The 20,967-nt window shown below is 73.6% G+C and carries 20 protein-coding genes and 1 pseudogene; 10 read left to right on the top strand and 11 right to left on the bottom strand.

The window, feature by feature from the left end; translation table 11 throughout:
• Positions 1-164: 164 nt before the first annotated feature.
• The 3 genes and pseudogenes from proC to ACGFIG_RS12630 all read left to right on the top strand — a co-directional run bounded on the left by proC (position 165) and on the right by ACGFIG_RS12630 (position 1,881).
• The gene (gene proC, locus ACGFIG_RS12620; protein WP_393002117.1) at positions 165-983 is read left to right on the top strand and encodes a pyrroline-5-carboxylate reductase; all 819 of its coding nucleotides are present in this window, start codon (positions 165-167) and stop codon (positions 981-983) included.
• A 70-nt stretch (positions 984-1,053) separates the two neighbouring features.
• Positions 1,054-1,338, top strand: a pseudogene (locus ACGFIG_RS12625) (hypothetical protein); the annotation flags it as partial.
• A 120-nt stretch (positions 1,339-1,458) separates the two neighbouring features.
• Positions 1,459-1,881 carry a nitroreductase family deazaflavin-dependent oxidoreductase gene (locus ACGFIG_RS12630; RefSeq protein ID WP_393002119.1) on the top strand — a complete coding sequence of 141 codons (423 nt, stop codon included), beginning with the start codon at positions 1,459-1,461 and terminating at the stop codon, positions 1,879-1,881.
• A 66-nt stretch (positions 1,882-1,947) separates the two neighbouring features.
• Here ACGFIG_RS12630 and ACGFIG_RS12635 read toward each other — a convergent pair whose 3' ends face one another.
• Both ACGFIG_RS12635 and ACGFIG_RS12640 read right to left on the bottom strand, forming a co-directional pair.
• Positions 1,948-2,217, bottom strand: coding sequence for a DUF4287 domain-containing protein (locus ACGFIG_RS12635; RefSeq protein WP_393002121.1), 270 nt, complete (start codon positions 2,215-2,217; stop codon positions 1,948-1,950).
• An 80-nt stretch (positions 2,218-2,297) separates the two neighbouring features.
• The gene (locus tag ACGFIG_RS12640) at positions 2,298-2,978 is read right to left on the bottom strand and encodes a DUF998 domain-containing protein (RefSeq protein WP_393002123.1); all 681 of its coding nucleotides are present in this window, start codon (positions 2,976-2,978) and stop codon (positions 2,298-2,300) included.
• A 145-nt stretch (positions 2,979-3,123) separates the two neighbouring features.
• On the opposite strand from ACGFIG_RS12640, the gene ACGFIG_RS12645 reads away from it, so the two are divergent.
• Positions 3,124-3,804: a TetR/AcrR family transcriptional regulator gene (locus tag ACGFIG_RS12645; protein WP_393002125.1), complete on the top strand. Its 681-nt coding sequence runs from the start codon at positions 3,124-3,126 to the stop codon at positions 3,802-3,804.
• Positions 3,805-3,871: 67 nt separating this feature from the next.
• Here the strand turns inward: ACGFIG_RS12645 and ACGFIG_RS12650 are convergent, their stop codons facing one another.
• From ACGFIG_RS12650 to ACGFIG_RS12670, 5 genes are all read right to left on the bottom strand, one after another.
• The gene (locus tag ACGFIG_RS12650; RefSeq protein ID WP_393002127.1) at positions 3,872-5,164 is read right to left on the bottom strand and encodes an exo-beta-N-acetylmuramidase NamZ domain-containing protein; all 1,293 of its coding nucleotides are present in this window, start codon (positions 5,162-5,164) and stop codon (positions 3,872-3,874) included.
• 180 nt (positions 5,165-5,344) lie between these two features.
• Positions 5,345-6,292, bottom strand: a complete 948-nt coding sequence (locus ACGFIG_RS12655; RefSeq protein ID WP_393002129.1) for a threonine/serine dehydratase — start codon at positions 6,290-6,292, stop codon at positions 5,345-5,347.
• A gap of 108 nt (positions 6,293-6,400) precedes the next feature.
• Positions 6,401-7,207, bottom strand: a complete 807-nt coding sequence (locus tag ACGFIG_RS12660) for an NADPH-dependent F420 reductase (protein WP_393002131.1) — start codon at positions 7,205-7,207, stop codon at positions 6,401-6,403.
• Positions 7,177-7,608 (bottom strand): hypothetical protein, encoded by a 432-nt coding sequence (locus ACGFIG_RS12665; RefSeq protein WP_393002133.1) that lies wholly within the window; start codon positions 7,606-7,608, stop codon positions 7,177-7,179. Before ACGFIG_RS12665 ends, ACGFIG_RS12660 begins: the two co-directional genes overlap by 31 nt.
• A gap of 102 nt (positions 7,609-7,710) precedes the next feature.
• Complete coding sequence (locus ACGFIG_RS12670; RefSeq protein ID WP_393002135.1) at positions 7,711-8,205, bottom strand: glutathione peroxidase; 495 nt, start codon at positions 8,203-8,205, stop codon at positions 7,711-7,713.
• 209 nt (positions 8,206-8,414) lie between these two features.
• On the opposite strand from ACGFIG_RS12670, the gene ACGFIG_RS12675 reads away from it, so the two are divergent.
• The 4 genes from ACGFIG_RS12675 to ACGFIG_RS12690 all read left to right on the top strand — a co-directional run bounded on the left by ACGFIG_RS12675 (position 8,415) and on the right by ACGFIG_RS12690 (position 13,355).
• Entirely contained in the window at positions 8,415-10,058 is a 1,644-nt protein-coding gene (locus tag ACGFIG_RS12675) for a glycosyl hydrolase family 18 protein (RefSeq protein WP_393002137.1), read from the top strand.
• A 180-nt stretch (positions 10,059-10,238) separates the two neighbouring features.
• The gene (locus ACGFIG_RS12680) at positions 10,239-10,721 is read left to right on the top strand and encodes a hypothetical protein (RefSeq protein ID WP_393002139.1); all 483 of its coding nucleotides are present in this window, start codon (positions 10,239-10,241) and stop codon (positions 10,719-10,721) included.
• Positions 10,722-10,808: 87 nt separating this feature from the next.
• Positions 10,809-12,215, top strand: coding sequence for a class II 3-deoxy-7-phosphoheptulonate synthase (locus tag ACGFIG_RS12685; protein WP_393002141.1), 1,407 nt, complete (start codon positions 10,809-10,811; stop codon positions 12,213-12,215).
• Between the two features lie 102 nt (positions 12,216-12,317).
• Positions 12,318-13,355, top strand: coding sequence for a threonine aldolase family protein (locus tag ACGFIG_RS12690; protein WP_393002143.1), 1,038 nt, complete (start codon positions 12,318-12,320; stop codon positions 13,353-13,355).
• A gap of 24 nt (positions 13,356-13,379) precedes the next feature.
• Here ACGFIG_RS12690 and ACGFIG_RS12695 read toward each other — a convergent pair whose 3' ends face one another.
• Positions 13,380-14,243 carry a deoxyribonuclease IV gene (locus ACGFIG_RS12695; RefSeq protein ID WP_393002145.1) on the bottom strand — a complete coding sequence of 288 codons (864 nt, stop codon included), beginning with the start codon at positions 14,241-14,243 and terminating at the stop codon, positions 13,380-13,382.
• A 2-nt stretch (positions 14,244-14,245) separates the two neighbouring features.
• The gene (gene pknB / locus ACGFIG_RS12700) at positions 14,246-16,234 is read right to left on the bottom strand and encodes a Stk1 family PASTA domain-containing Ser/Thr kinase (RefSeq protein WP_393002147.1); all 1,989 of its coding nucleotides are present in this window, start codon (positions 16,232-16,234) and stop codon (positions 14,246-14,248) included.
• A gap of 164 nt (positions 16,235-16,398) precedes the next feature.
• On the opposite strand from pknB, the gene ACGFIG_RS12705 reads away from it, so the two are divergent.
• Positions 16,399-16,791 (top strand): Rv2175c family DNA-binding protein, encoded by a 393-nt coding sequence (locus tag ACGFIG_RS12705; RefSeq protein ID WP_393002149.1) that lies wholly within the window; start codon positions 16,399-16,401, stop codon positions 16,789-16,791.
• Between the two features lie 272 nt (positions 16,792-17,063).
• On the opposite strand, the gene ACGFIG_RS12710 is transcribed toward ACGFIG_RS12705, so the two are convergent.
• Both ACGFIG_RS12710 and ACGFIG_RS12715 read right to left on the bottom strand, forming a co-directional pair.
• A complete protein-coding gene (locus ACGFIG_RS12710; protein WP_393002151.1) occupies positions 17,064-18,146 on the bottom strand; it encodes a polyprenyl synthetase family protein in 1,083 nt (360 codons plus the stop codon).
• A 9-nt stretch (positions 18,147-18,155) separates the two neighbouring features.
• Positions 18,156-19,667, bottom strand: coding sequence for a transcriptional regulator (locus ACGFIG_RS12715; RefSeq protein ID WP_393002153.1), 1,512 nt, complete (start codon positions 19,665-19,667; stop codon positions 18,156-18,158).
• Between the two features lie 350 nt (positions 19,668-20,017).
• On the opposite strand from ACGFIG_RS12715, the gene metF reads away from it, so the two are divergent.
• Positions 20,018-20,935, top strand: coding sequence for a methylenetetrahydrofolate reductase [NAD(P)H] (metF, locus tag ACGFIG_RS12720; RefSeq protein ID WP_393002155.1), 918 nt, complete (start codon positions 20,018-20,020; stop codon positions 20,933-20,935).
• Positions 20,936-20,967: the final 32 nt, after the last annotated feature.

Raw genomic sequence — 20,967 nt, forward strand, 5'->3', positions numbered from 1 at the left:
TCGTTTTCCACGGCGTGGGGGGGCGCTGTTGGCGCCCCCCCCCCCCCCGCCGGGGGGGGGGGGGGGGGGGGGGGGGGGGGGGGGGGGGGGGGGCCGCGGGGGGGGGGGGGGCGCGGCCCCCCCCCCCCCCCCCCGCCGGCTCACGGCGAGGGGGTACGACCGCGATGGCGGGTTCGGTGCACACGGTCGCGGTCATCGGGGCCGGCAAGATCGGCGAGCTGATGCTCTCCGGGCTGCTGCGGTCGGGCTGGCCGGTGGACCGGCTGCTCGCCACCGCGCGTCGGCCCGCCCGCGCTGAGGAGCTGACCGCCCGCTACGGGATCCGGGTGGTCGACAACCTCACGGCGGTGGCCGAGGCGGAGGTGCTCGCCGTCTCCGTCAAGCCGCAGGACGCGGCGACGCTGCTCGACGAGATCGGGCCGAAGGTGCCCGCCGACAAGCTCGTGATCTCCCTCTGCGCCGGCCTGCCCACCAGCTTCTTCAACCGCCGGCTGCCCGACGGCACGCCCGTGGTGCGGGTGATGACCAACACCCCGGCCCTGGTCGACCAGGCGATGACGGCGATCTCCGCCGGCGCGCACGCGACCGGCACGCACCTCGCGTTGGCCGAGGAGATGTTCAAGCCGCTGGGTTCGACCGTCCGGGTGCCCGAGTCCCAGCAGGACGCGGTGACCGCACTCTCCGGCTCCGGGCCGGCGTACTTCTACCTGCTCGTCGAGGCGATGATCGACGCCGGCATCCTGCTCGGCCTGCCCCGGCAGGTCGCGCACGAGCTGATCGTGCAGACCGCCATCGGCTCGGCCGTGATGCTGCGCGACTCCGGCGAGCACCCGGTGAAGCTGCGCGAGGCGGTCACCTCGCCGGCCGGCACCACCATCTCCGCCGTACGCGAGCTGGAGAAGCACGGCGTACGGGCGGCGCTGCTCGCCGCGCTGGAGGCGGCCCGCGACCGCGCCCGCGAACTGGCCGCCCAGGCCGACTGAATAGGTGAACACGAGGCTGCCGTCCCACGGACCGGGTCGCTGACCTCGGGCAGCATCCGCGAACTGGCGCTGCCGCGTGCCTGGCCCGGCCGGCGCGGCTACCGGCCCGAGACGTCGACGCCCTGCTGCACCGACTCGCCTACGAGCTTGGGCAGCGGTCCGCCGACTCGACGTGGAGTTCGACTGGCCGGTCACCCTGGACGACCACCGCCGCGTCGCGGCCATGACAGTCACGGGACTCCGCGACGGATTCCGGATCTCCGACCCGGCCGACCTGTCCTACCGGGGCTGGGTCGCGGCAACCGGCAACACACCCCTGTACCTGCCGTCGCTGGGGCTGAGCAGAGCCGACTGAGCGTCGGATCGCTCCATGGCGGTGGTGCGGGGCGACTTCCCACGCCGCATGTACCCCAGGCCGCGCGCGGCGGTCCGACAACAATGGACCGAGCGAGCTTGCCGCAGACAAGGAGTGACGATGAGCGACTGGAACACGAAGGTCATCGAAGAGTTCCGGGCGAACTCGGGCCGCGTCGGCGGCCCGTTCGCCGGCGCCCCGATGGTGCTGGTGCACCATCGGGGCCGCAAGAGCGGCCGCGAGATGGTCAGCCCGATGATGTATCTGCCGAATGAGACCGACGGGAACGTCATCTACGTCTTCGCGTCCAAGGGCGGCGCCCCGGAGAACCCGGGCTGGTACTACAACCTGACATCAGCCGGTGAGGGAACCATCGAGCGAGGCACGGAGACCTATACCGTGGCGGTGCGTGAACTGACCGGCGAGGAGCGTGACCGGATCTTCGACGAGCAGGCCAGCCGGTACCCCGGCTTCGCCGACTACGCGCGCAAGACCGCGGGGATTCGCACCATCCCCGTACTGGAGCTGACCCGCACGAGCTGACCGTGAGCGCCACCGCGCCCGCAGCGCTGATGGTCACCGGGACCGGGCCATGGGGCGGGTCGCCCGTCATTCGGGTCGGCGCTTGCCGTCGAGTTCGAGCACTCCCGACGCGTCGCGGTGCGGGCCGGTGGTGTGCCGTACCTCGAACTCGGGTCCGTGCAGGATGACGTGCGCGATGGCGCGGGCGTGACCGGTGCCCAGCTGGTAGTCGGTCTTGAGCCAGTCGAGGATGTCGCCGTGCCGGGTCAGTTCCTTCGTCCGCGCCATGTCGATGAACTGCTGCGGGGTCTTGCCCGTCTTGGCCTCGACGTTGTCGAGGTACGCCTGGAAGGACATGGGAGTCTCCGATCGTCGGTCACGAGGGGTGCGCTTCGTCGGCCCTGCGGCCGATGTGGTCGGTCGGTGGACCCGGCGGGTCAGCCTGCGGTGCGGTGGTCCGCCCGTAGCTGCGCGGCGAGTGCGGTGAGCCAGGCCCAGGCCAGCAGCGTGGCGACGGCCAGGCGGATGCTGGCGGCGCCCGTACCCGGCCAGGCGGCGAGGACCGGCACCGCGACGCCGGTGGCGAGGCTCGCGGCGGCCCACACCGGCCGTCGCTGGGTGACGAACCGGCGCGCGAAGACGCCGCAGGCGGCGGTCAGTGACAGGAACGCCAGGGTGGCGGCCGCGCCGTGGACCATGGCGTGCCAGCTGAAGGTGGCCGGCAGCCCGGCTGGGGCGCCCGCGGGGAAGCCGTAGGCGCCGTCCGTGACGAACAATCCGGCGGCGATCAGCCCGATGCCGTAGCCGCCGAGGAGGACGGGTCCCCAGGTGCCGGCCGGGCCGCCACGCAGGCCACGCCGGACGCCGACCGCGAAGGCGGCCGACAGCGCGCCGGCGATCACGAAGTTGGCGATCTGGACCCAGCCGGCGTCGCCGAGGCTGAGCGCGCTGAGCGGATGGTGCCGTAGGTCGAATCCGTCGCGGGTGAGGATCTGGGTCGCCGCGACCAGGGTGAACAGTGGCCCGGGGAGTAGGCCGGCGGCGATCAGGGTGCGGGTGGGGCTGAGGTCGCTCACGGTGGGCGTGGCGACGGGCGGCAGGGCGCTGTGCGCGGTCATCGGCTGCTCTCTCACAAGGCGTGGGGGATTCGTCGCGGTTGCCGTACGGGGGCGCAACGGAACTAGACGGTACGGTACTGAAGGAGAACTGGACTGTCCAGTACTCTCTTGGGGCTGAGAGGGCCGGACCTGAGGAGCGCCAACCATGACCACACCAGCAACGGGTACGCCGGAGCCGGCGGGCAACAGATCGGCCCGCAAGCGCGCCGCCATCCTGGCGGCTGCCGCCGAGGTGTTCCTGCGCAACGGCTACATGGGGGCCAGCATGGACGAGGTCGCCGCCACCGCCGCCGTGTCGAAACAGACGGTCTACAAGCACTTCGCCAGCAAGGAGCGGCTGTTCACCGAGCTGATCGAGAGTTCGGTCGGGCAGGTCGACGAGATGTTCCGCTCGGCGGTCGACGCGCTGCACGACACCGAGGACCTGGACGCCGACCTCACCGCGCTGGCCCGGCGGTTCGTCACGTTCGTCATCCAGCCTGACGTGATGCGGCTGCGCCGCCTGGTGATCGCCGAGGCAGACCGGTTTCCCGAGCTGGGTCGTACCTTCTATGAGCAGGGCCCGCAGCGGGTGACCGCCTCACTCGCCGACTGCTTCGCCCACCTGCACGAACGCGGGCTGCTGCGGGTCGACGAACCGAGGCTCGCCGCGTACCAGTTCTGCTGGCTCGTGTTGTCGATCCCCTGGAACCGGGTCCTGTTCTGCGGCACGGACCAGATGCCCGCCGGCGCCGAACTCGAGCACTACGCCACCACCGGCGTACGCGTCTTCCTCGACGCGCACCGGCCAGCCGGTCAGGCGGCAGGGCCCCGTAGCCGGAAGTGACGAGTCAGGCGCGGGCGCGAGCCGAACGAACTGGATCGTCGACTCGCGCCCGCGCCTGATCGGGCGGTCAGTAGAGCAGGTGGGGCCTGCGGCGGCGGTCGAAGTCCGCCAGCTCGTCGGCCCAGGCGCCGACCACGTCGTCCACGTCGGCGCCCGCGTCGATCATCGTGCGCAGCCGTGGCGACCCGGTGAGCTTGTCGATCCAGTACGGGCGCACGGTGTCCCACGAGTCGCGCCGCCACGCGAACGCGTCGTACTTGTGCGCCTCCACCAGCATCGCGACCGCCGTACGGATCGGGTCGTACTTCGCCCGGTCGACGACCTTGACCTCGACCCCGGCGCAGAGCTTGTTGAGCAGCGCGGGCTTCTGCCCGGCGGACGTCGGCGTGAAGTACGCCTCGCGGAACTCGACGCCGGGCAGCTCGCGGGCGTTGAGCCGGTCGGACCAGTGGTAGTCGAAGTCCTCGGCCAGCCCGCCGATCAGCTCGAACGGCTTGCAGGTGCCCCGGCCCTCGGTGAGCGAGGCGACGCCCTCGAACAGGCCGGTGCCGGGGTAGACCAGCGCGGTGTCCGTGGTGGGCATGTTCGGGCTGGGCAGCACCCAGGGCAGGTCGGTGTCGGCGGCCAGCTTGTCGCGCTTCCAGTGCCGGCACTTCACGACGTGCAGGTCGACCTGGCGGCCGGCCTCGGCGGGCAGGAACTCGGCGTTGAAGAATTGGGCCAGCTCGCCGACGGTCATCCCGTGCTGCTGGACGATCTCCTTCAGGCCCACCCCCGAGGTGTAGCCGGCGGTCATCATCGGCCCGTAGGCCCGGCCGCCGACCGGGTTCGGCCGGTCCAGCACCACGTACCGCTTGCCGACGCGGGCGGCGGCCAGCATCGAGGTGTACATGGTCCAGATGTAGGTGTAGAAGCGGGCGCCGACGTCCTGGATGTCGAAGACGACGGTGTCGACGCCGGCCTCGGTGAACATGGATTCCCACTTGGCCAGCGTGGCGCCGTACGCGTCGTAGACCGTGATCCCGGTGCGGGCGTCGATGCCGGTGCCCTCGCTGCCCCCGGCCTGCGCCGAGCCGCGGAAGCCGTGCTCGGGCCCGAACGCGGCGGCCAGCCGTACGGTGCCGGAAGCGTGCATCAGGTCGACCAGGTGCCGGTAGGCCGAGTCCACGCCGGTGGGGTTCGAGATCACGCCCACCCGCTGGCCGGCGAGGTCCGCGAAGTCGGACCGGACGAGCACGTCGAGCCCGGTCTCCACGTGGCGGATGCCGGGCGCGGCGTGACCGGCCGCGCCGGGGGCCGTCGCCGCGACCGCGCCCGCGGTCACCGCACCCGCTCCGGCCAGGAACTTTCTACGCTCCATGTCGCCCCTCCCGTCGGTTTGGTCGAAACTTAGCTACAGGTTGATGCCTCGTCAAGGAAGGTTAGCTACAAACCGTGGGCTCGTCCCGGCCTGAGCCGAGCGGGAAGGACGCGGCTGGGCGCGCGCACCCGCCGCCAGGACCGGCGCCGGGGGAGCCGGTCATGTCTGGCCCGCTGGTGCTCACGCCAGGGACGCGAGCGTGGCCGGGGAGACGTTGCCGCCGCTGAGGACCAGCACGGTACGCGTGCCCGGGACGGCGTCCACCAGGCCCGCCCGCAACGCGGCGAGGGTGACGGCGGCGGAGGGCTCGACCAGCAGTTTCGTCGCGTCCAGCAGCTCCCACCAGGCGGCCCGGATGTCCTCCTCGGACACCTCGACCACCTCGTCCACCAGGGCGCGGACGTGCGCCAGTGTGTGCCGCCCGGCGAACGGGGCCGCCAGCCCGTCGGCGATCGAGACGGGCCGCACCGCGAGGGCGTCGCCCCCGGTGCGCAGCGCGTGGCCGAGGGCGTTGGCGGTGACCGGCTCGACCCCGACGACACGGGCGCTCGGAACGGCCGCCCGGACGGCCGACGCCACCCCGCTGATCAGCCCGCCACCACCCACCGGCACGAGGACCAGCTCCGGCGGTGGACCGTCGGCGAGGATCTCCCTGCCGACGGTGGCCTGACCGGCGATGACGTCCACGTCGTCGAACGGGTGCAGGAGGTGGTAGCCGCGCTCCGCCGCGAGCGCCTGGCAGGTCCCCGACAGATCGTCGGTGAGGACGACCTCACCGCCGTAGCGGCGGACCGTCTCGACCTTGGCCGGCACCGCCTGCGGCGGCATGCAGACGACTGTCGGCAGGCCGAAGGCGTGCCCGGCGAAGGCCACGGCCGCCGCGTGGTTGCCCGCGGAGAAGGCGGTCAGCCCGGCGGGTGCCCCCTCCCGTTCGACGCGGGCGAGCAGCGCGTTGAGCGCGCCCCGCACCTTGAAGCTGCCGGTGTGCTGGAGGTTCTCCGCCTTGACCGCGAGGTCGAGCCGCAGCGGGTCGCCGAGGCGGGGGCAGGGCAGCAGCGGGGTGCGGACGACCCGCCCCGCGACGCGCCGCTCGGCCGCGATGATGTCGTCCACGGTGGTGAGCTGCACGGCCGAAGACTAGCCGGGCCCGGCGGGTCGCACCGTCCGTGGTGCGACCCGCCGGGCCGAGGGCTCATCGCGACGCGGGCCGGCACCGGATTGGCCGAGGCGGTCGGTTCAGCGGGTGGCTTCGGTCAGGGCGGCGCGTACCTTGGCGGCGTCGGCGGGCGCCTCACGCTCCCAGTCCGCCGGATCGGCGGAGTAGATGGTCCCGTACGCGGGGGTGTCGGGCTGGTAGCGCCAGCTCTCGGCGAGGGTCCCGGCGTCCACGGCGTCGTAGCCGATCCGGTCGAGGAAGGCCGTGGCCTCGGCCTTCGCGCCCGCGTCGTCGCCGGCGACGGGCAGGGCGCTGCGGTCGTCGGCGCCGCTCGGCCGGGCCAGTACGTGCAGGTGCTTGAAGAAGATGTTGTTGAACACCTTGACCACCCGCGACTGCGGCAGGTGCCGCTGGAGCAACTCGCTGCTGGTGGTGGCGCCTGAGTCGAGCTCGGGGAACCGGCCGTCCCGTTCCGGGTAGTAGTTGTTGGTGTCGAGCACGAGCTTGCCGGCGAGCGGCTCGACCGGCACGTCCCGGTACGCCTTCAGCGGGATGGTGACGACGACCAGGTCGCCGGCCTGCGCGGCCTCCCGGGCCGTGGCCGCCCGGGCGCGCGGGCCCAACTCCTCGACGAGGTCCTTGAGGGTCTCCGGGCCGCGCGAGTTGCTCAGCACCACGTCGTAGCCGGCGGCCACCGCCAGCCGCGCCACCGTGCCGCCGATGTGTCCACTGCCGATCAGTCCCACAGTTGTCATGTCCGTCCCAACTCCGCTCGCGGTGTCGGAATTCCCTATCTTTACGGTCGACAATTCCGCCTGGTGCCTGACTCGCCGTCGTCGCGCGGAGAACCGTGCGGTCACGGCCGGCGGGGCCGCGTCGGGGTGCACCCGGTCCGGTCGTCCGGGTCGCCGTCGCGCCGGATTGCCGTCACCACCCGCTCGACGCGGTCGCCGGTCGTCGGGTCGCGCCAGGCGAACACCACCGGTCCCGCCGTCGCGAAGAGTTCCCAGACGAACGGCGGCAAATCCTCCGGCGGCATCCGGATGTAGGACACCGCCCCCTCGACCCGTGCGAGCAGGTGCGCCAGCGCGAAGCGGTGCCGCCCGGCGGCGTCGAGGTGCCCGGGGGCCGGCGGGAGGTGCCGCAGCCGGCCCTGGTCGCGCAGCACGTCGTCGGGCACGGCGGCGTCCAGCACCACCCGACCGGCGTCGAGCGGAGCCTGGATGCTGACGTGGTGGCCGGGCGGGACCTGGCCCGGTGCGCGCTCTTCCTGCACCGCGAAGAACATCCCGCCCCCTTCCGCCAGGACCACCCCGGTGTCGCCGATCGTAGTCCGGCTGACACGCAGTGGCGCGGCGAGTCCACGTCGGACGTCCGCGCCGCCCGGGTGTCAGGCCGCCGGGGGCAGCACCTTCTCGATCGCGGCGCGCAGGTCGGCCGCGCCGGGCTCGACTGCCGGCGCGAACCGGGCCGCCACCGTGCCGTCCGGCGCGACGAGGAACTTCTCGAAGTTCCACCGCACGTCGCCGCTGTGGCCCTCGGCGTCGGCGGTGCCGACCAGGGCCGCGTAGAGCGGGTGGCGGCCGGGGCCGTTCACCTCCACTTTCCCGGTCAGCGGGAAGGTCACCCCGTAGTTGACGTCGCAGAAGTCGCTGATCTCGGCGGCGCTGCCCGGCTCCTGGCCGCCGAACTGGTTGCAGGGCACGCCGAGCACCACCAGGCCGCGGCCGGCGTACTCGTCGTGCAGCGCCTGGAGGCCGGCGTACTGCGGGGTGAGGCCGCAGCGCGAGGCGACGTTGACGACCAGCAGCGCGCGTCCGCGGTACCGCGCGAGGTCGGCCGGGCCACCGGTCAGGGCGTCGATCGGGGTGTCGAAGACGGTCATGGACCGAAGCTACCCGCAGCCCCCGGGCCGGCGGCGGCCACCACCGGGGTCGTCGCCGTCGCCGTCCGGCATTCGCCCGGCGGACGGCCGGAGCTGGTCGCGCTCCCAGACGAAATCGATACATGCACATCTTGACGAAGGGATGACGACGTGAGTAGCGTCTCCCCAACCAATTTGGAAAGTTTCCTAACTGTTTGGGGAGACGCCGCATGAAGAGATCGCTCCGCCGGGCCCTCTGGGTCGGCGCCGTGATGGCGGTGACCGTCGCCACGGTCCCGATGGCCAGTGCGTTCGGCGCCGGCAGCGTGACTGCCGGATTCGCCAAGGTGCAGGACTGGGGGACCGGTCACGAGACGCGGGTGACCATCACCAACGGGTCGAGCGCCGCGGTGAGCACCTGGCGCATCGAGTTCGACCTGCCGTCGGGCACCAGCATCAGCAGCTCCTGGGACGCCGACGTCACGCGCACCGGCGACCATTACGTCGCGGTGAAGAAGAGCTGGGCCGGTTCGATCCCGGCGGGCGGCACGTTCAGCTGGGGCTACAACGGCACCGGCGCGTACAAGGCGCCGCTGAACTGCACGATCAACGGGGCCGCGTGCGGCGGCGGCGCACCGCCCACCACCGCACCGCCCACCACGACCCCACCCACCACGACCCCACCCACCACGACCCCGCCGACCACGGCACCGCCCACCACCCCGCCGCCGACCACGCCGCCGCCCACCACCCCGCCGGGTGGCAAGAAGGTCGTCGGCTACTTCGCGCAGTGGGGCGTCTACGCCCGCAACTACCACGTGAAGAACATCCACACCAGCGGCTCGGCCGCCAAGCTGACCCACATCATGTACGCCTTCGGCAACACCACCAACGGTCGCTGCACCATCGGTGACAGCTTCGCCGACTACGAGAAGGCGTACACCGCGGCGGACAGCGTCGACGGCGTCGCCGACACGTGGGACCAGCCGCTGCGCGGCAGCTTCAACCAGCTGCGCAAGCTCAAGAAGATGTACCCGAACCTGAAGGTGATCTGGTCCTTCGGCGGTTGGACCTGGTCCGGCGGCTTCACCCAGGCCGCGCAGAACCCGACCGCCTTCGCCGAGAGCTGCTACAACCTGGTCGAGGACCCGCGCTGGGCGGACGTCTTCGACGGCATCGACGTCGACTGGGAGTACCCGAACGCCTGCGGGCTCACCTGTGACAGCAGCGGCCCGAACGCCTTCAAGAACGTGGTCAGCGCGCTGCGTACGAAGTTCGGCTCCTCCGCGCTGGTGACCGCCGCGATCACGGCGGACGGCAGCAACGGCGGCAAGATCGACGCGACCGACTACGCCGGCGCCGCGACGTACCTCAACTGGATCATGCCGATGACGTACGACTACTTCGGCGCGTGGGCCGCCCAGGGCCCCACCGCCCCGCACTCGCCGCTCACCTCGTACACGGGCATCCCGCAGCAGGGCTTCTGGTCCGACGCGGCGATCCAGAAGCTCAAGAGCAAGGGCATCCCGTCGGACAAGCTGCTGCTCGGCATCGGCTTCTACGGCCGGGGCTGGACCGGGGTGACCCAGGCCGCCCCGGGTGGCACCGCCACCGGTCCGGCCCCGGGCACCTACGAGCAGGGCATCGAGGACTACAAGGTCCTCAAGAACAGCTGCCCGAGCACCGGCACCATCGCCGGCACGGCGTACGCCAAGTGCGGCAGCAACTGGTGGAGCTACGACACCCCCTCCACGATCAACGGCAAGATGACGTACGCGAAGAACCAGGGCCTCGGTGGCGCCTTCTTCTGGGAGCTCTCCGGTGACACCGGTAACGGCGAGCTGATCGGCGCCATCAAGGGCGGTCTCGGCTGAGCCGAGTGCCGACGCACCACCCACACGGCGGGGAGGGACCGCGCACCGGTCCCTCCCCGCCGGCTGTGTCCCGCCGACGCCCGGATCGTCCGGTTCGGGCGCGGCGGCGTCGGGGCACGTCGGTCGATGTGACAGACTCGCCGCTCAACGGGCTCGATGTCCACGGCGACGGAGGTGGCGATGCGCGCGACGCGCGGGAGGCTGGCGGCGGGCGCCGTACTGCTCGGGACCCTGCCCTTCGCCCTGCTCGGCTGCGGCATCGGCGAGGAGGAGGACCAGGCGACCAAGCCCGGGCGGGCCCCGGCCGAGGAGGCCGCCGCGAAGTCGCGGGAGCGGGTGCAGGCGTACCTCGACGCGATGACCGCCAAGGACGTCGCCGCCGGACGCAGCCAGCTCTGCGCCGCCCTCCAGGAGAGCTTCGACGCCGCCGCGACCGGCCCCAACGGCGACTTCGCCGACCACTTCACCGTGCCGCAGGCCGAGATCACCGACATCCGCTCCGGTCCCCGGGGCCAGGAGGTGAGCACGTCGATCTCGGTCGCCGCCGGCTCCCGCACGATCACCCGGCCGCTGCTGTTCACGGTCACCCGGGACGGCGCCGACTGGTGCATCGCCGCCGAGGCGCCGGGCGGCAACACCCCGGCCCCCGCCGCAACCCCCTGACCTGCGCCCGGGTGAGTCTGCTCTCACCTGCCGGAACCATCCCCCTCGCCGGCAGGCCGCGGGGCCGGTCGCCGTACGCTTTCTGTCATGCGCCATGAGTGGCATCAGCTGAGCCATCCCGCGGTGGGCAGCCCTGGGCTGCAGACCAGCCGTCCGACCGTCGACTCCGCCGAGGACGCGGCCCTCGGCCTCGACCGCTGGCGGGAGCTGCCGCGCACACAGATTCCGCCGTGGCCGGATCCGGCGGAGGTCGCCGAGGTCTGCAAGGTGCTCGACACGGTGCCCTCGGTGGTGGCGCCCTACGAGGTCGACCAGTTGCGCCAGCGGCTGGCGCTGGTCTGCGAGGGCAAGGCGTTCCTGCTCCAGGGCGGGGACTGCGCGGAGACCTTCGCCGACAACACCGAGAGCCACCTGCTGGCCAACGCCCGCACCCTACTCCAGATGGCGATCGTGCTCACCTACGGTGCCTCGCTGCCGGTGGTCAAGGTCGCCCGGGTCGCCGGGCAGTACACCAAGCCCCGGTCGCTGCCGACCGACGCGCGCGGCCTGCCCGCCTACCGCGGCGACATGATCAACTCGCTGGAGGCGACGCCGGAGGCGCGGGCCGCGGACCCGCAGCGCATGATCCGGGCGTACGCGAACTCGGCCGCCGCGATGAACATGCTCCGCGCGTACCTCGCCGGCGGGCTGGCCGACCTGCACGCCGTGCACGACTGGAACAAGGGCTTCGTCAAGAACTCCCCGGCCGGCGAGCGCTACGAGGCGATCGCCCGGGAGATCGACCGGGCGCTGGCCTTCATCCGGGCCTGCGGGATGACCGACGACGAGGCGCTGCGTACGGTCACCCTCTACTGCTCGCACGAGGCCCTGGCCCTGGAGTACGACCGGGCGCTGACCCGGGTCTCCGACCGCCGGGCGTACGGGCTGTCCGGGCACTTCCTGTGGATCGGCGAGCGCACCCGGCAGATCGACGGGGCGCACATCGACTTCATCTCCCGCATCGCGAACCCCATCGGCGTCAAGCTGGGCCCGACGACGACCCCCGACGAGGCGATCGAACTCTGCGAGAAGCTCAACCCGGAGAACATCCCGGGCCGGCTCACCCTGATCAGCCGGATGGGCAACCACCGGGTCCGCGACGCCCTGCCGCCGATCGTGGCGAAGGTGACCGCCGCCGGCGCCAAGGTGGTCTGGCAGTGCGACCCGATGCACGGCAACACGCACGAGTCGTCCAACGGCTACAAGACCCGGCACTTCGACCGCATCGTCGACGAGGTGCTCGGCTACTTCGAGGTGCACCGGGGCCTGGAGACCCACCCCGGTGGGTTGCACGTCGAGCTGACCGGTGAGGACGTCACCGAGTGCCTCGGCGGAGCCCAGGGCATCGAGGACCTCGACCTGCCCGACCGGTACGAGACCGCCTGCGACCCGCGCCTGAACACCCAGCAGTCGCTGGAGCTGGCGTTCCTCGTGGCGGAGATGCTCCGTGGCTGACGCGAGGAGTGAGCTTGCGAGCCCCGCAGTCGGTGGCCGGAGGGATGACTGTGGCTGACGCGAGGAGTGAGCTTGCGAGCCCCGCAGTCGGTAGCCGAAGGGATGACCGTGGCTGACGGGTTCGTCGATCTGCGTTCGGACACCGTGACCCGGCCGACCTCTCCGATGCGGGAGGCGATGGCCACCGCCGAGGTCGGCGACGACGTATACGGCGAGGATCCCGCCGTCAACGCGCTGGAGGCCGAGGTCGCCGCGCTGTTCGGGCACGAGGCGGCGCTGTTTGCCCCGAGCGGCTCGATGGCCAACCAGATCGCCCTGCAACTGGTGGTGCCGCCGGGCAACGAGCTGCTCTGCGACGCCGACGCGCACGTCGTGACGTACGAGATCGGGGCCGCCGCGGCGTACGGCGGCATCTCCTCGCGGACCTGGCCGGCGGTCGGCGCGGACATCGACCCCGACGTGGTCGCCGCCATGATCCGTCCCGACGGCTACTGGGCGGTGCCCACCCGGGCGATCGCCGTCGAGCAGACCCACAACCGGGGCGGCGGCGGGGTGATCCCGCTGGCGACGCTGCGCGAGCTGCGCCGCATCGCCGACGACGCGCAGGTCGCGCTGCACTGCGACGGCGCGCGGATCTGGCACGCGCACGTCGCCGACGGGGTGCCGCTGGCCGACTACGGCGCCCTCTTCGACACCCTGTCGGTCTGCCTCTCCAAGGGGCTCGGTGCACCGGTCGGCTCGCTGGTCGTCGGCAGCGCCGACAAGATCGAGCGCGCCCGGTTCCTCCGCAAGCGGATGGGCGGTGGGATGCGGCAGGCCGGCATCCTGGCCGCCGCCGGCCGGTACGCCCTCGCGCACCACGTCGAACGGCTCGCCGACGACCACGCGAAGGCCGCCCTGCTGGCCGAGGCGATCGCCCCGTTCGGGGTGCTCGCCACGACCGTCCGGACCAACCTGGTGCCGCTGGACCTGACCAAGGCGGCGCTGGACGCGCACGCCCTGGCGGCTGCCGCCCGTGCCGAGGGCATCCTGGTCTCGGTGCTCGGCCCCCGCGCGGCCCGCATGGTCACCCACCTGGACGTCGACGACGCCGGCATCGACCGGGCCATCGAGGTCCTCACCCGCATCCTGCGGGGCTGACCGGGGCGGCGGCGTACCCGGACGTCAGGGGTGCAGCCGCCGCAGGGTGGCGATGTCGGCGGCGTGGCCGACATGCTTCTCCGTGGGGGTCTCCACCACGACCGGTACGCCGGCGGTGGCCGGATGCGCCATCAGCTCGGCGAACGCCGGCTCGCCGATGGTGCCCTTGCCGATGTTCTCGTGCCGGTCCCGGGTCGAGCCGCAGAGGTCCTTCGAGTCGTTCGCGTGCACCAGCCGTAGGCGGTCGGCCCCGACCGTCGCCACGAGCGTGTCCAGCGTCGCGGTCATGCCGCCCTCGACGGCCAGGTCGTGCCCCGCCGCCCAGGCGTGGCACGTGTCGAAGCAGACGCCGAGCCAGGGGTGGCGCTCGACCGCGTCGAGGTAGGGCCCGAGCTGTTCCACGCGGGAGGCGAGCGAGCGACCGCCGCCCGCGCTCGGCTCGACCAGCAGCCGCGGGCCGTCCGCTGCCGCCGCCTCGTCGAGCAGCGGCAGCAGCGTCTCGCGTACCTGGCGCATCGCCGTCTCGGCGTACCCCTCGTCGACCGCGCTGCCGGCGTGGAAGACCACGCCCTCGGCGCCGATCGCCCGGCCCCGGCGCAGCGCGTGGGCGAGCGTCTCGGCCGACCGCTCGACCGTGTTCGCGGTGGGGGAGCCGAGGTTGACCAGCAGCGACGCGTGGATGAAGACCGGCACGCCCCGCTCGCCGCAGCCGTCGCGGAACGCCACGTCCTGGGCCGGATCGCCGGCCGGCAGCGCCCAGCCCCGCGAGTTGGACACATAGACCTGCACGACCTGCGAGCCGGTCGCGTCGACGTACGGCAGGGCGGCCTTCGCCAGGCCCCCCGAGGTGGGCGTGTGCGAGCCGACCAGCCGGTGGTGTGCCGGCATCGCTACATGCATCCGAGGGTGACCGGGGTGCCCGGCGCCACCTGCGTGTTCTCCGGCGGGTTCTGGAACCGGGTGATGCCGTTCGGGTTGAACTGGATCGCCACCGGGAAGCCCTGGCCCTCCAGCAGTTGCTTGGCCTGCTGACAGGGCAGGTCGATGACCCGGGGCACGGCGACCAGCGGCGGGCCCTTGCTGAGTTCCAGCGTGACCTTCGCTCCCCGCTCCACCCCGGAGCCGTTCGCCGGGCTCTGCCCGAGGATCTCGTCGCGGGGCTTGTCGGATTCCTTGTAGGTGGGCGGCTCCACCAGCACCAGGCCCAGTTGGGCGAGGATCGTGCGGGCCTCACCCAGGCTCTTGCCGACCAGGTTGGGCACCGAGATCGGCGCCTTGCCCTTGCTCAGCACGACCGTGACCTTGTCGCCCGGCTTGACCTCGGTGCCGACCTTCGGGTTGGTGTCGATCACCACGCCCGCCGGCAGGTTGTCGTCGTAGCGGGCGGCGCCCTTCGCCACTATCAGCTTCGCGCCGAGCAGGTCCGCCTCGGCGAGCTCGAACTCCTTGCCCACCACGTCGGGCACCGGGAACCGCTCCGGACCCAGCGAGAGGGTCAGCGTGACGGTGCCGCCCTTGACGATCCGGGTGGCCGAGACCGGGTCCTGCGCCAGGACGGCGTCCTTCGGGACCTTCTCGTCGAAGCGCGGAGCGGCGTAGTCGAGGACGATCCCGGCGCGGGCGGCCTGCGCCTCCGCCTCGGCCTTGCTCATCGCCACCAGTTGCGGCGCCTCCGTGTAGCGACCGGCCGCGAACCACCAGCCGCCGACGGCGGCCACCAGGACCAGCACCACCGCGGCGGCGATGACCGCGATGCGGCCGCGCGGGTCGCCCATGACCCGGGCACGCAGCGCGGACAGCCGCGCCCACAGGCTCTCGCCCTCGTCCGGCTCGGCCCGGCGGCGGCCAGCCCGGGGGCTGCCGCCCTCGGGCAGCCGGGCCCAGGCGGGCCGCTCGGCCGGCCGGACCGCCGCGACCATCATGGTCGGCCCGGCCATCGGCTCGTCGGACACCCGGCGCAACACGGCGGTACGCGTGTTCGCCTCGCCCAGGTCGTCGCGGACCGCCTGCACCTCGGCCAGCAGCGCGCCGGCGTCGGTGGGCCGGGCGCCCGGATCGCGCCGGGTGGCCCGGGCGACCAGTTCGTCGAGCGACCTGGGCAGGCCGGGCACCAGCGTCGACGGCGCCGGAACGTCCTTGTCGACGTGCTGCCAGGCGACCTCGACCGGGCGGTCCCCGTCGTAGGGCACCCGACCGGTGAGCATCTCGAACAGCACGATGCCGGCGGAGTAGACGTCGGTGCGGGGGTCGGCGTGACCGTCGGTGACCAGTTCCGGGGCCACGTACGCGACGGTGGCCATCAACTGGTTGCCGTTCTCGTCGTCGGCGCTCGCCTCGACGGCCCGGGCCAGCCCGAAGTCCGCGACCTTGACCACGCTGTCGACCAGGTTGGCCGCGCCGCCGGTGGGGGCCTCGGCGACCAGCACGTTCTCCGGCTTCACGTCGCGGTGCACCAGCCCCGCCCGGTGCGCGGCGGCGATCGCGGCGAGCATCTGCTCGGCGATGGCCAGCGCCTCGTCGGGGTTGAGCCGGCGCCGCTCGGCGAGCACGTCGCGCAGGGTGCGACCCCGGACGTACTCCATCACGAGGTAGGGCAGGCCGGAGTGGGTGCCCTGGTCGTAGACGGCGACGACGTTGGGGTGGGTCAACCGGGCGATGGTCTTGGCCTCGTCGGTGAACCGCTCCACGAAGCCCGCTGCCCTGGTCCGCGCATCCGGAGCTTGGGACGGGTGAATGATCTTGACCGCCACGGTGCGCTCGAGGCGCTCGTCCGTGGCGGTGTACACGGTCGCCATTCCGCCACGGGCCACGCGACCGCGAATGCGGTAGCGCCCGTCGATCAGCGAGCCCAGCAACGTGTCGGCGACCTGTGTGTCCATCGGCAGGGAGTCTATGTGTCCAGGGGGTGAAGGTTGAACAGGATGCTACAGATGGGGTAAGACTGTGACTGTCCCGCGGCGCTCACTTCCTCCGTACGCCCTGGTCAGCAGGCTCGTCGGGGTGCCGTTGGCTCCCATGCGAGGGGACGTGACAGGGTGGTCCGGTGACCGATTCAGTACCCGCCGACCGGGCCGTGCCCGGTCCCGAATCCGCCGGCCCCGCGGCTGCCGCCGACTGGCTGACCCTGCCGGACGTGGCCGAGCGCCTCGACGTGTCGATCAGCAAGGTCCACCAGATGATCCGGGACCGGGAGCTGATCGCCGTACGCCGCGAGGGCGTGCGCCGGATACCGGTTGACCTGGTGGCCAACAAGACTGTGCTCAAGCACCTGCCCGGCGTGCTGAACCTGCTGGCCGACGCCGGCTACGACGACGAGGCCGCGCTGCGCTGGCTCTACGAGCCGGACGACACCCTGCCCGGCGCCACCCCCGCGAAGGCGCTCGCCGGAGACCAGGCCCGCGAGGTGAAGCGCCGGGCCCAGGCCCTGGGCTTCTGACCCGACTTCCCAGCCCGACCCCGTCCGCGCCCCGCCCCCGGCCCGTCCGCGCTCCACCCGGCCCCGTCCCCCCTCCGTGCCCCGTCCCCCCTCCGTGCCCCGTCCCCCTCCGCGCCCCGTCCCGTCCGCGCCTCACCCGCCCCCGTCCCCGGCCCGTCCGCGCCGAGCCCCGCCCGCGCACAGGATCGCGTCCCCCGGGCGGGGCGCAGGGTTGTGGCGTGTGCGGGGCCGGACCGGAGGCGTGTGCGGGGCGTGGGCCGGGTGCGGGCGGGTCAGTCGGCGCGGCGGGTGGCGGCGATGGCCAGGTCGACCAGCGCCTGGCGGGCCTCGGTGTCCAGGTCGACGGCGGCCAGCGCGGCCAGCGCGGTGTCGGTCAGTGCGCCGATGCGCTGCTCCGTGCGCGCCAGCGCCCCGCTGCCGTCGATCACCGCCCGCAGCCGGGCGACCCCGGCCTCGTCCAGCCCGGGATCGCCGAGCCCGCCGAGCAGCAGTTCCCGGCCCGCCCCGTCGGTGGTCTCCAGGGCCGCCGCCACCAGGTAGGTCCGCTTGCCCTCGCGGAGGTCGTCGCCGGCCGGCTTGCCGGTCTGGACGGGATCGCCGAAGACCCCCAGCACGTCGTCGCGCAGCTGGAACGCCTCGCCCAGCGGCAGCCCGTACGCGGAGTACGCCGCGCTGACCTCCGCCGGCGCGTCGGCCAGCGCGGCACCGAGCAGCAGCGGCCGTTCGACGGTGTACTTGGCCGACTTGTAGCGGGCGACCTTGCCGGCCCGCTCCACCGAGGTGTCCCCGGTGACCTGGGTCAGCACGTCGAGGTACTGGCCGACGGTGACCTCGGTGCGCATGGCGTCGAAGACCGGCCGGGCCCGGGCCACCGTGCGCGGGTCCAGCCCGGCGGAGTGCAGCAGCTCGTCGGACCAGACCAGGGACAGGTCGCCCAGCAGGATCGCCGCCGAGTCGCCGAAGCCGTCCGCGTCGCCGCCCCAGCCGGCCGCCCGGTGCCGGGCCGCGAACCGCCGGTGCACGGCCGGCTCACCGCGCCGGGTGTCGGAGCGGTCCATGAGGTCGTCGTGGATCAGCGCGCTGGCCTGCACGAACTCCAGCGCGGCCAGGGCGGTGACCACCTGGTCGGTGTCCACCCCGCCGGCTCCCCGGAACCCCCAGTAGGCGAACGCCGGCCGTAGCCGCTTGCCGCCACGCAGGACGAACGCCTCGATCGCCTCGCCGAGCGGTGCCAGGGCGTCGTCGACCCCGGCCATCCAGGCGCGCTGGCCGGCGAGGAACTCGGTCAGGGCCTTGTCGATCCGTTGACGCAGCCCGGCGCGGTCGACGGGGGAAACAGGAGCAGCGTGGGTCACGCCCCGACGCTAGCCGGTCGAGCTGGACCCCGTCGCGTCACCGGGGGCCCGACGCGCCGCACGCCACATGCGGGCCCGCCGGCCGGCCGGCCCAGGTGGCGGCCCCGACCGGGGCAGGTACGGCGCCGCCGCCGCGGCGAGCGCCCGGTACCGCCGTACGGCCGGCTCGTCGCCGTGCCCGGCCAGCCGGCGGCGCACCTCGGCCAGCTGACCCAGCGCGCGGGGCGACCCGGCGCGGACCGCGTCGAGCAGTGCCTCGCCGGCCACCGCGCAGGCCCGCTCCACCTCGCCGAGTTGCAGGTAGCCCCGGGCCAACCAGCCGCCGTAGATCGCGGAGGTGCGGGGCCCGCGCCGTCGGACGGTGTGCAGCGGTGCCTCGGCCGGGAGCGGTCGGCCCAGTGCGACCAGCGTGCGCCCGGTCATCGCGGCCAGCTCCGGCCCGTCGAGCCAGTAGAGCCACGACGGCTCGCGCCCCGGATCCGGCGCGTCGGTCACCCGGCGGGCCGCGTCGAGCGCCTGTCGGGCCGCCCCCGCCCGGCCGCCCAGCGCCGCGGCCAGGGCCACCCGGTGCAGCAGCAGGACCCGCAGGCCGGGGCTGGCCGCCGGCCGTGCCCCGGCGTACGCGGTGCGGGCCAGCACCAGCCCGCCCTCCGGGTCGCCGACGCCGGTGAGCAGGTGACTGGCCGAGCCGAGCACGTGCCCGGCGAGCGACGGGTCGCCGGCCGTGGCGGCGGCGCGCAGCGCGAGCCGGTAGGCGTGCAGTGCCGCGGCCACGTCTCCGGCGTCCGCGGCGAGCCAGCCGGCGAGCTGGGCGGACTCGGCCAGCTCGAGCAGCAGCCGGGGCCGGGCGGTGCGGGCGCACCCGGACAGCGCCCGCACCGCTCGCCTCAGCCGGTACGCCCCGAATCCGGCCAGGTCGGCCCCGCCGGCGAGGTCGTCGAGCCGGCGCAGCTCCGCCAGCCGTACCGGCTCCGCCAGCCGTACCGGCTCCGCCAGCCGCACGGGCTCCGCCAGCCGTACCGGTTCCGCCGGTCCGCCCGGGGCCGATGTCGACGCCGGCCCGCAGCCGGACGGCCCGGACCCGGCCGGAGGCCCTCCATCGCGGTCCGGGCCGGCGGGCCGGGCGGACGCGCCGGTCAGCAGCGCGGCGCGCGGGTCGGCCAGCCAGCGTTGGGCCAGGGCGAGCAGCGCCGCCCGGGGCCGGGAGCCGCCGACGGCCGGCGGGGGACCGAGGCTGCGGGTGCGGGCCGCGGCGGTGGTCAGCAGGTCGACCGGGACCGCCAGGACGACGGCGAGCCAGCCGAGCCAGAACTCGCCGGGAACGCGTGCCTGCCGCTCCCACCGGGAGATCTCGTGGCGGCTGAGGGTCGGCACCCCGGAGGCGGCGCAGAGCTCGGCGGCGACCCGTAGCTGGCTCCAGCCCCGGGCCAGCCGCAGCTGGGCGAGCAGCGGCCCGAGCAGCAGCGGCCCGAGCAACTGCGGGTCGGACGGCTGCGGGCCGGGCGGCGGGGGCGGGGTCATCGGTCCTCCGGGCGGGTGTCGGCGCGGCGGCGGCGCTGCCCCGCGACGGGACCGGTGCGCCACCGGTGGATGCTGACCCCCGCGCGGTCCCCCGGCGGGTCGGCCTCCGGCCGCCCCCACCCCGCGCAGTCACATGACTACCCGGTGGGTACGACGCTTTCCGGCTTCCCGGCGATCCGGCCCCGGCTTCCCGGCGCCCGGCCTCGCGACCGGCGCCGCCCTCCGGCGACCCGGTCCCGCGCCACCGGACGTCCCTCCGGCCGGGCCCGGTCGCCGCCGCCGGGGAGCTGCGGTGTCCACCAGTGTGGGAAGGGCTCGGTACGCGGGGCCCGGCCCGCTAGAGTCGTGGCGTGGCGCTCGGTCTCCCATCGGTCCTCCCCAATCCGCAGCCGGCGATCGGGGAGCTGATCCGTGACCGCCAGCCGACCTTCTCCTTCGAGTTCTTCCCGCCCAAGACCGAGCAGGGCGAGCGGCTGCTGTGGCAGGCGATCCGCGAGTTGGAGTCGCTGCGCCCGTCGTTCGTCTCGATCACCTACGGCGCGGGCGGGTCGACCCGCGACACCACCGTCGCGGTCACCGAGCGCATCGCCACCGAGACCACCCTGCTGCCGATGGCCCACCTGACCGCGGTCAACCACTCCGTGGCCGAGCTGCGCCACGTCATCGGCCGGCTCGCCGGGGTGGGGGTGCGCAACGTGCTCGCCGTGCGGGGCGACCCGCCGGGCGACCCGGGCGGCGACTGGGTGCGCCACCCGGAGGGCGTGCTGTACGCCGAGGACTTGGTCCGCCTGGTGCGCGACGCCGGCGACTTCAGCGTCGGGGTGGCGGCGTTTCCCTACAAGCACCCGCGTTCATCCGACGTGACCAGCGACACGGAGCACTTCGTCCGCAAGTGCCGGGCCGGCGCCGACTTCGCGATCACCCAGATGTTCTTCGACGCCGACGACTACCTGCGGCTGCGCGACCGGGTTGCCGCCGCCGGCTGCGGCACCCCGATCCTGGCAGGCGTGATGCCGGTGACCCAGATCGGCACCATCGAGCGCTCGGTGCAGCTCTCGGGGGCGCCCTTCCCGCCGGCGCTGGCCGAGCGGTTCGAGAGGGTCGCCGACGATCCGGAGGCGGTGCGCCGGCTCGGCGTCGAGCAGGCCAGCGAGATGTGCCGACGGCTGCTCGACGAGGGTGTGCCGGGAATCCACTTCATCACCCTCAACCGCTCCACCGCCACCCGCGAGGTCTGGCAGAACCTCCAGGTCGGCGCGCGGGTGTGACCCCGCTGCCGCGACACCTGAGCGGCGGTGCG

The sequence above is a fragment of the Micromonospora sp. NPDC049048 genome (genome assembly GCF_043197615.1).
GTDB lineage: Bacteria > Actinomycetota > Actinomycetes > Mycobacteriales > Micromonosporaceae > Micromonospora.